This window comes from Sulfitobacter sp. NFXS29 (genome assembly GCF_040148765.1).
In the GTDB taxonomy this organism is placed as follows: Bacteria; Pseudomonadota; Alphaproteobacteria; order Rhodobacterales; family Rhodobacteraceae; genus Sulfitobacter.
Window position 1 is genome coordinate 290910 of sequence record NZ_JAGDED010000004.1, and the last position, 7533, is coordinate 298442.

Annotated in this window: 10 protein-coding genes and 1 pseudogene; 9 read left to right on the forward strand and 2 right to left on the reverse strand. The window is 57.2% G+C overall.

The features are described from left to right. Window positions 1-54 precede the first annotated feature (54 nt). From J3456_RS09525 to J3456_RS09535, 3 genes are all read left to right on the forward strand, one after another. Window positions 55-1038, forward strand: a complete 984-nt coding sequence (locus tag J3456_RS09525) for a tripartite tricarboxylate transporter substrate binding protein (RefSeq protein WP_349580000.1) — start codon at window positions 55-57, stop codon at window positions 1036-1038. A gap of 62 nt (window positions 1039-1100) precedes the next feature. Further along, window positions 1101-1583, forward strand: coding sequence for a tripartite tricarboxylate transporter TctB family protein (locus J3456_RS09530; RefSeq protein WP_349580002.1), 483 nt, complete (start codon window positions 1101-1103; stop codon window positions 1581-1583). A 1-nt stretch (window position 1584) separates the two neighbouring features. Next, complete coding sequence (locus tag J3456_RS09535) at window positions 1585-3096, forward strand: tripartite tricarboxylate transporter permease (RefSeq protein ID WP_349580004.1); 1512 nt, start codon at window positions 1585-1587, stop codon at window positions 3094-3096. A 167-nt stretch (window positions 3097-3263) separates the two neighbouring features. Here J3456_RS09535 and J3456_RS09540 read toward each other — a convergent pair whose 3' ends face one another. Together J3456_RS09540 and J3456_RS09545 are read right to left on the reverse strand one after the other, a co-directional pair. Then, window positions 3264-3716 carry a site-specific integrase gene (locus J3456_RS09540; RefSeq protein ID WP_349580007.1) on the reverse strand — a complete coding sequence of 151 codons (453 nt, stop codon included), beginning with the start codon at window positions 3714-3716 and terminating at the stop codon, window positions 3264-3266. 42 nt (window positions 3717-3758) lie between these two features. Next, window positions 3759-3893 (reverse strand): annotated as a pseudogene (locus J3456_RS09545) (DUF6538 domain-containing protein); the annotation flags it as partial. A 275-nt stretch (window positions 3894-4168) separates the two neighbouring features. On the opposite strand from J3456_RS09545, the gene J3456_RS09550 reads away from it, so the two are divergent. The 6 genes from J3456_RS09550 to J3456_RS09575 form a co-directional block, all read left to right on the forward strand. Beyond that, complete coding sequence (locus J3456_RS09550; RefSeq protein WP_349580009.1) at window positions 4169-5356, forward strand: tyrosine-type recombinase/integrase; 1188 nt, start codon at window positions 4169-4171, stop codon at window positions 5354-5356. A 73-nt stretch (window positions 5357-5429) separates the two neighbouring features. Beyond that, on the forward strand, window positions 5430-5612 hold the full coding sequence (locus J3456_RS09555; RefSeq protein ID WP_349580011.1) for a helix-turn-helix transcriptional regulator: 183 nt from the start codon (window positions 5430-5432) through the stop codon (window positions 5610-5612). After that, on the forward strand, window positions 5602-6312 hold the full coding sequence (locus J3456_RS09560; protein WP_349580013.1) for a hypothetical protein: 711 nt from the start codon (window positions 5602-5604) through the stop codon (window positions 6310-6312). The genes J3456_RS09555 and J3456_RS09560 overlap by 11 nt, the downstream gene beginning before the upstream one ends. Before the next feature lie 85 nt (window positions 6313-6397). Then, entirely contained in the window at window positions 6398-6661 is a 264-nt protein-coding gene (locus tag J3456_RS09565; RefSeq protein WP_349580014.1) for a helix-turn-helix transcriptional regulator, read from the forward strand. Window positions 6662-6772: 111 nt separating this feature from the next. Further along, window positions 6773-7141: a hypothetical protein gene (locus tag J3456_RS09570; protein ID WP_349580016.1), complete on the forward strand. Its 369-nt coding sequence runs from the start codon at window positions 6773-6775 to the stop codon at window positions 7139-7141. A 103-nt stretch (window positions 7142-7244) separates the two neighbouring features. Beyond that, window positions 7245-7533 (forward strand): hypothetical protein (locus tag J3456_RS09575; RefSeq protein WP_349580018.1); only part of this gene is annotated, 289 nt, incomplete at its 3' end.

A 7533-nucleotide genomic window follows, 5' to 3' on the forward strand; every position in this document is an offset into this window, starting at 1 on the left:
TGTTTCCCCGTCAACTGATCCGCTGGACGGACGGTTGTCAAATGGGAGGATAACATGACGACATTCACACTGGGCCGCCGCGCCTTCATCGCCGCCATTGCCGCTATGGGCATCGCGGGGCCTGCTGCTGCAGAAGGTCACCAGATGCTCGACAGCATTCACTTTCTCATTCCCGGCGGCGCCGGCGGCGGCTGGGACGGCACCGCGCGCGGCACCGGCGAAGCGCTGACCAAATCCGGTCTGGTCGGCACCGCATCATATGAGAACATGTCGGGCGGCGGTGGCGGGAAGGCCATCGGCTATCTGATCGAGAACGCCGAGAGCAATCACAACACGCTGATGGTCAACTCGACCCCGATCATCATTCGCTCGTTGACCGGCGTCTTCCCCCAAAACTTCCGCGACCTCACTTTGGTGGCTGGCACCATCGGTGACTATGCCGCCATCGTGGTCGGCAAGGACAGCCCGATCAATTCGATGGAAGACCTGCTGGCGGCCTATGACGAAGACCCCAGCAACACCGCCATCGGCGGCGGTTCGGTGCCCGGCGGGATGGACCATCTGGTCGCGGCCATGGTGATGGAAGCGGCGGGCAAAGACGCGCTTGGGGTGAAATACATCCCCTATGACGCGGGCGGCAAAGCCATGGCGGCGCTGCTCTCGGGCGAGATCGCGGCGCTTTCCACAGGTTTCTCCGAAGCGGTCGATCTGGCCGAAGCGGGTGAAGTGAAGATCATCGGTGTGACCTCCGAAGAGCGCATCCCCGCGGCACCTGACGCCAAAACCATGATGGAGCAGGGCATCGACACAAGCTTCGTGAACTGGCGCGGGTTCTTTGGCGCGCCGGGTCTGCCCGAAGAGCAGAAGACAGCATATCAGGAAGCCATTGCCAAAATGTACGACACTCCAGAGTGGGAAGAAGTGCGGGCGCGCAACGGCTGGGTTAACATCCACAACTCCGGCGATGATTTTCAGGCATTCCTCGAAAAGCAGGAAAAGGAAATCGGCGACCTGATGAAGAAGCTCGGCTTCCTGTAAGAAACTCAAAGGGCAGGGCGGTCCATCGCCCTGTCCATATTTGATCTCTGGGAGGAGACCACATGGCGCTCGATCGCTGGATTGCACTTATCTTGCTGGGCCTCTGTCTGGCCTATGGATACACCGCCTGGTTCACGATGGACGCAGAGCTTGCCCCCTTCATGCGGCGCAACCCGATCTGGCCCAGCACTTTTCCCAAGGTCTTGTCGATCCTCGGCGTGATCGCCTCGCTGATCATCCTGCTGGGGCTGGAAAAGAGCAGCACCGAGATAGGCGAGATCGATTACCGCCGCTTGGGCGACTACCACTTGTGGCAGGCTTTGCTGCTTTTGGCGCTGATGGTGGCCTACGCGCTTGGCCTGCGCCCCTTTGGATTTCTCTTCTCCACCTCGGCTTTTCTGATCCTCGGGTCTTTCATCCTCGGTGAGCGCAAGTGGCATGTGATGCTGCCGGTGGCGCTGATCGCCACGTTCTCTGTCTGGTACCTCGTTCAAGAAGTGCTGGGCATCTACATGCGCCCGCTGCCGGGCTTTTTGGGAGGCTGATATGCTTGAAGGACTGTTGATGGGCCTCACCACGGCCCTGTCCCTGCAAAACCTGCTGATGGTTGTCGCGGGCTGTTTGATCGGCACTTTCATCGGCATGTTGCCAGGGCTGGGGCCGATGTCGATCATCGCCATCATGATCCCGGTGGCGATCTCCATGGGCGACCCCTCGGCGGCGCTGATCCTGCTGGCCGGGGTCTATTATGGGGCCATCTTTGGCGGCTCGACCTCCTCGATCCTTCTCAATGCACCGGGGGTGGCGGGCACCGTGGCGTCGAGCTTTGACGGCTACCCGATGGCGCGGGCTGGCAAGGCGGGCAAGGCGCTGACCATCGCCGCCATCGCGTCTTTTGCCGGTGGCACCATCGGGGCGATTCTTCTGATGATCTTTGCGCCCGCGCTGTCCTCGGTCGCGCTGCTGTTCCACTCGGCCGAGTATTTCGCGCTGATGGTGGTGGGGCTCTCGGCCATCGCCGCCTTTGCGGGGACAGGGCAGGTCGCCAAGGCGCTGATCATGACCCTTCTGGGCCTGATCATGGCCACCGTGGGCGAGGGGGCCTTGTTCAACATGCCGCGCTTCACCATGGGCATCATGGACCTGCAATCCGGTTTTGGCTTTATCACGCTGGCGATGGCGATGTTTGCCCTACCTGAAGCGCTGTTTTTGGTGCTTAAGCCCAAAGACCTCAAAGGCGGCGAGGGGGAGATCAAGGACATGCGCATCTCCCGCGCTGAGGCCCGCGCCATTGCCCCGGTGATCGGGCGGCAATCGCTGCAGGGCTTCTTCATAGGCGTGTTGCCCGGTGCGGGGGCTACCATCGCCAGCTTCCTCGGCTACGCGGTGGAACGTAATATCGCGCCCAAACATGAGCAGGACGAGTTTGGCAAAGGCTCGATCAAAGGGCTTGCCGCGCCGGAGACAGCGAACAACGCCGCCTGCACCGGGTCCTTTGTGCCGCTCTTGACGCTCGGCATCCCCGGCTCGGGCACCACGGCGATCCTGCTTGGCGCGCTGATCGCGCTCAACGTTACCCCCGGCCCGCGCCTGATGATCGACGAGCCGCAGATCTTCTGGGCGGTGATCATGTCGATGTTCATCGGCAATCTGGTGCTCTTGATCCTGAACCTGCCGTTAATCCCCTATATCGCTAAGGTGCTGTCGGTGCCGCGGACTTTCCTGATCCCCTTCATCCTCTTTTTCACGCTGATGGGGGCCTATATCGGCCAGAACAATGCAACCGAGCTTTTGCTGCTGGTCGGCTTTGGGGTTTGTGCAACCGCGCTCAAATTTGCCGACTACCCGTTGGCACCTCTGCTGATCGGCTTCATTCTGGGCGGCATGATGGAAAACAACTTCTCCCGCTCGATGCAGCTTTATGATGGTGTCGCCTTTATCTGGGAGCGCCCGATGACACTGGGTCTGCTAATCATTGCAGTCATTCTGGTGGTGTTGCCAAGCTACCGCGCGCGCCGAGCCCGGGCACGGGCTGCCGGGGTCGCCGAAGGGGACTGATCAACGACAATTTTTCAAGTCCGAGATTGGATGAATGGTAAAAAAGCGGGGGTGTCGCGGAAGTTTGCTGAACCCCTGCAGAAGATGGATGGAGGCCAGCTGAAGTAGAGTTCACCCGCCCCTTTATAGTCGCATTGGCCGTGACCTGGGCCGCAAGGCTCCCTCAGTCATAACGAGAGTTTGCGGGTGTTGTTTTCATATTCTTCGTCTTCGTTTGGGGCAAGCGCGTCGTGCGCGGGGACCCCAGCGGCCCTATCGTAGTAATCACCAGCAAAGGGGTTGGTCAGAGACAGGCCTTGCTCACTGGCGGCAAAGTTTATCACCGCCCTGACTATCCCGAAGACACGGGTCAGACCGCTGCCAGCTAGACCACGTGAAATCAGGGCATCACGGAACGCATTCGCATCAGCTTTGGTGTAGACGTCGAGGTGCTTGTCGCTGCAGGCATCGATCACGTAGCCACACGCTCTCTCAGCAGCTCGACGAAAGGTTATTGGGCAGCCTTTTTCTTTTTGCTCGAGATAGATTTCAACGGCCTCTGATAAAAGTACAAATGAAGACGAGGCAGCGGGCAGGGTGGTGCTAACCTCATTTGACGTCGAATGTCCCCGCCGCAACATATGCTTTCCGGACAGCTCCCCATCTTTCGACCTCAGAACGAACCAGTAATCTTCTAGTTGATCAGCGGACTTTCTAGCTCTCGCCTCAGCTACCCTTAAGGACCTCGTACGTAGAGAGAAGGCGATCCGAGGTAACGAGTAATGACGAAGCACCTCTTTCGGGATGCGACGACTAAAGTAGAATACACCGTCTTATACGAAGGTGAATGCGGGAGAAATGGTCTCCGACATGGTCTACGGCTACTAGCTCAACTTAAAAGCCGGAGTGAAACCAATGTGTTATCTGAAGGAGTGGTGCCCCCACACGGCATTGAACTAACGTCTCATCTAGTATCAGCCTGTTTCAAAAATTATCCAAGCTTCTGTTTTTAATGTGTTTGGTTGTATCATCCTGTTTCATCCGATGTCATGCTATGCTATATGTAGGGGTGGATTGAGAGGGGGATTGAAATTTGGCGGCATTGAACAAGCTTTCTTCGGCCAAGGTAAGGACAGCCCCTCCAGGCAAATACTCGGACGGGGGCGGGCTGTGGCTCGTCAAGCGTGAAGATGGCGGCGCTCAGTGGGTACTGCGCGTTACTGTTCACGGGCGTCGGCGTGAGATGGGCATTGGCAACCTTCAGGCCGTCACCCTGAAAGAAGCCAGAGCGGCGGCAGAGAAGTGGCGGGCAGTGGTCCGAGAGGGCAAAGACCCCATCAAAGAGCGTGAGCGGCAGCGGCGACTATCAGAGCGGCAAGACCACACTCTGGCGTCTGTTGCTCGTGAGGCGTTCGAATCTCGCAAGTCGCAGCTTAAGGGTGACGGTAAGGCTGGCCGCTGGTTCTCCCCTCTCGAACTGCATGTGCTTCCGAAGATTGGTAAGGTTCCCGTCGAGGAACTCGACCAGCAGGATATCAAGAACGCCTTGGAGCCTATCTGGCATGATAAAGCCGATACGGCCCGCAAAGCAATGAACAGGCTAAACATTACGTTGGATCATGCGGCGGCGATGGGCCTCAATGTGGATCTTCAAGCAACGACGAAGGCGAGGGCGTTGTTGGGAAAGACACGTCACAAGGCGAAGAACATTCCCTACATGCCTTGGCCGGAGGTGCCCGCTTTCTATGAAAGTTTGACGGAACAGACTCCGACGCAGCTTGCCTTGCGCTTGCTGATCCTTACCGCTGTACGGTCGTATTCCGTGCGCTTTTGTCACTTAGATCAGATTGAGGGGAACATCTGGACTGTGCCCGAAGGTAACATGAAAGGGCAGGTGGGTGCTGTGAGTGACTTCCGGGTGCCTTTGTCCGATGAAGCACTAGCAGTCATAGAATTGGCAAAGCCGCTGGCGCGTGAGGGCTATCTGTTCCCAAGCGTTCGGAAGGGCGTAATCTCGGACGCAACCATGAGCCGTCACATGGAGCGGAGGGAGTTGCTGGCCCGTCCTCACGGTTTCCGTTCGAGCTTTAAAACGTGGTGCGTGGAGACTACCGACATGCCTGAAGTCGTTGTCGAAACGTCACTGGCTCACGTGGTCGGCAACAAGGTCGAGCGCTCCTACCGTCGAACAGACCTATTAGAACGTCGCCGCCCACTCATGGCGCGCTGGGCGGATCACGTCACAGGCAAGAACGCCAGCGAGGTGATTAGAATTGCTTAAGTTCAGTACCTTAAATTTTGTGGAAACCATCGCCTGCTACGAATGGCATCATTCATTTAGCAAAGAGATAAAAATGACTGATAAAATTCTACGCTGCCGAGAGGTTCAGGAGGCCACAGGTCTCAGCAGGTCTACAATTTACCGCATGATGGGCCGGGATGATTTTCCGAAGGCTACGAAGCTGGGCGTTCGTGCTATTGGTTGGCGGCAGAGCGCTGTGCGCAACTGGATCGAAGGACGGATCAATGGAAATTGAGAATCCGGCAGTCATCCCGATAACTCGCGACGGGCAGCTTATTCCTGAAGCAGGGATGCTGGTCCTCGGTTATATGATCCACCCGAACTGCGAACGAAGCGCTAATCAATTCGCTCAAATCGTCGCGAGAGAAACTCTTGCAAAGGCTCATGATCCTAACTGTCTCCCAAGCCAAGTTTTGGCAGCATTGGTGGATAGAAAGTTGATTAACCGCTTGCTTTTAACCGGGGAGGTGGCCCTCAAGGTTTGTGCAAATTACGTCAGAACAGGAGAGCCTGATCTCTCCAAAGCTGCACATATCGTGTCGGAAGTTAACTCAACTCTGAGAACAACAGATGGCAAGGCTCTGCCAACTGCTGAGAGACGGCTTCGGGAAACATTCTCGGAGTACCAATCCGTTATGGCATTGTGGGCTGCTGCGGGCATAGGTTATTCGCGTGATGATGGCACTTTGTTTTCGGGCATAGATGCACTTGCCGAAATGCATGTTGGATATGAGTTCCTTGGCCGCTTTCTGAATGCGGCTCGGCAGATTGAAATCATTCTTGCCCAGGCGAAGCCGCCCAATACACTTTGGTCCGCAACGGTACCTGCCGAAGAAATATGGGATTTCGACGCGCTTCCCACCCTGTCTCTTGGAGAGGAGTCCGAGGCAATGAAGCTTGCGCGTACTAGCTACCGTAGTCGAAAAAAATCGTAGGGTGGGCAATTTTATTTGCCCACATTATGTGAGCTAAGGCCATCACTTAGGATCATCCCAACGCAACCCAGCGAAAGGATGATCAATGACCGTCTCTGCAAATCTATCCCCCACGAACGAAGAGTATAAACCGGTTGCCGTGAACGCGCTTGCTGCTACGGACCCCCTCATCCGCGACGCTGATGGCGCATTCATGATGGGGTGCTCTAAAGCAACTTTCTGGCGGCGCGTCGCAGATGGCACTGTACCGGCTGCTATTAAGATTGGTGGCATGTCCCGCTGGCGGCTAAGCGACATCGAAACCGTCATTAAGAAGGCTGAAGCGAACAGAGCGCCTGAAGTCGCTTAATGCAAACCCCCGCCCAATCCAAAGGATCAAGCAGGGGTGCTAGTCATTTGACGGTCTTGGCGGACTTCCGAATGTTAGCTGCGCTTGGTCCAAATTTCAAGGACTGAATGTATGAGCATTATCACTAAGGACTTCATCCCGACTGACCGACCCCCGGCGAATGCGCTGCGCGTAGAGCGCTGGAGCGACATGCCCAAAGGCACCGCCCCGGCGCGCTATGAAGTCGTCAGTGAGGATGGAACAACAAAGACCTTCACCTTGGCAAAGGGCAATCGCATCATCCTTGATGCGCTGATCCAGCAGCCTGTTTACTGCGCCAGCCCGGTGCGCATCTCGGACCGGGTTAGCATCCTGCGCCGCGACTATGGGGTGCCGATCACGAAGGAAATGTATTCTAACGACACCGCCACAGACCGGGCGAAGTTTGGCGTCTATTTCCTCATCGGGAGCGTGCGCCGGATCGACGGGGGTGCAGCTTGATTATGGCCCTCAAAATCCAGATTGCCCGCTTGCAACGCCTCTATGGCCTGACCGCAACCCAAGCCCGCCTTGTTGCTGGCCTGCACTACGGGGAGGGCGTGTAATGGACGGGTTGCATATGCCCGCGAACGACCGGGGCCATAGTGCCTCGGTCAACCGCACCGCCAGCCACATTGAAAGCGTATCCCGGTCTCTGGGCTACTGCTTGCACCTTGAGGACACCAATGCATGGCTTGGTTTTGGGACGATCCTGCGCGCCCGCCTCAACACGCGCGAGCGGTTGGCGTTGGCTTATGTCGCGCTGCGGGCCTTGCCGACGCACCATGCTCGGTCTGCGGCGGAAACAGCTATCAGCGCTGGTGCGGGTCAGCCCATCAGCCCCTTATTCAACC